The organism is Streptomyces sp. NPDC001732, from assembly GCF_053596315.1.
In genome coordinates this window covers 1-1,395 of the sequence record NZ_JBSFFY010000204.1, presented here as the reverse complement: position 1 = coordinate 1,395, position 1,395 = coordinate 1, and the positions used below count along the sequence as shown (strand labels likewise).

Genomic DNA, 1,395 nt, shown 5'->3' with positions numbered 1-1,395 from the left:
TACTCCAGCAGCGGTTCGTGTCCTGAACTGGTGGTTGTCGTTGTCCTGGTATGGAGGGAATGGCTGAAGTCGCTTTCTGGACTGCCGAGTTGGATTCAGTGTTCGCCCGGGTGGCGGGCCGGTTCGCTCGGGCGGATCTGCGCTGGCGGATGCGGGACTATGTCCGCGGCCTGCTGGGGCGGGCGACCCGCAAGAACGGCTGGCAGCTCGCGGAATGGGCGGGCCACCGCACTCCGGACGGTTTCCAGCGGCTGTTGAACAGCAGCGCCTGGGACGCAGACGCCCTGCGCGACGACGTCCGTGCCTACGTCGGCGAGTCCCTTGGTCCCGGTGGTGTGCTGATCATCGACGACACCGGGTTCATCAAGAAGGGCACCACCTCTGCCGGGGTGGGCCGGCAGTACACCGGCACCTCAGGAAAGATCGACAATTGTCAGATCGGCGTGTTCGCCGCCTACGCCACCGGTTCGGGCCGGGCCCTGGTCGACCGGGAGCTCTACCTGCCGAAGGCCTGGACTTCCGACCGCGAGCGGTGCCGGACAGCGAAAATCCCTGACGAACGCGGCTTTGCCACCAAGGGCGAGCTGGCCCGGGACCTCGTGCGCCGCTGTCTGGCCGCCGGTCTGCCGGCCGCCTGGGTCACCGCGGACGAGGCATACGGGCAGGACTGGAACTTCCGCCGCCTGCTCGAGCAACTCGGCCTGGGCTACGTCGTCGCGGTGCCCAAGTCCCAGCAGGTCAAGTCACTGGCCGGTGCCTGGCGCATCGACCAGCTCATCGACGAAGCCCCCGTCGATGCCTGGCAGCGGCTGTCCTGCGGCAACGGGGCCAAGGGCCCGCGCGTCTACGACTGGGCCGCGGCAAAACTGCCCGCCAACATCGTCTTCGACCCGGAGCCGCCGTCCCACCACCGCTGGGTGCTGGCCCGGCGCAGCCTGTCCGACCCCGACGAGATCGCCTACTACCTCGCCCACGCGCCCGTCGGCGTCGAGACCGGCGAACTGGCCCGGATCGCCGGCACCCGATGGGCGATCGAGGAGTGTTTCCAGGCCGCGAAGAACGAGTGCGGCCTGGACGAGTACGAGGTCCGCCGCTATCCGGGCTGGTACCGGCACATCACCCTGGCCATGCTCGCCCACGCCGTCCTGGCCGCACTCGCCGCCCGGGCCGGCGGCGAGGCCGCAAAGGGGGCTGCAGAAACGGATCAGCCCTCGTCCCGCTCACCGTGGCAGAGATCCGACGGCTCCTGGACACTCTCCTGCCCCGCCCAAGAGCCGACCGCGACCCCGTCACCCACGCACTGAACTGGTCGGCCTGGAGAAGACGTCGCCAGGCCATCGCCCGCAGCTGCCACTACCGAAAACGCAGTTCAGGACACGAACCGCTGCTGGAGTA

At 69.0% G+C, this 1,395-nt stretch carries 1 protein-coding gene; it reads left to right on the top strand.

All coding sequences use genetic code 11. The annotated features are described in order from the left end of the window. Positions 1-59 precede the first annotated feature (59 nt). The gene (locus ACWCXX_RS41400; protein WP_389294518.1) at positions 60-1,304 is read left to right on the top strand and encodes an IS701 family transposase; all 1,245 of its coding nucleotides are present in this window, start codon (positions 60-62) and stop codon (positions 1,302-1,304) included. The last annotated feature ends 91 nt before the right edge of the window (positions 1,305-1,395 follow it).

Excerpts from the sequence above, each read along its gene's own strand:
- ACWCXX_RS41400 (WP_389294518.1), top strand. The coding sequence starts at position 60 with ATGGCTGAAGTCGCTTTCTGGACTGCCGAGTTGGATTCAGTGTTCGCC.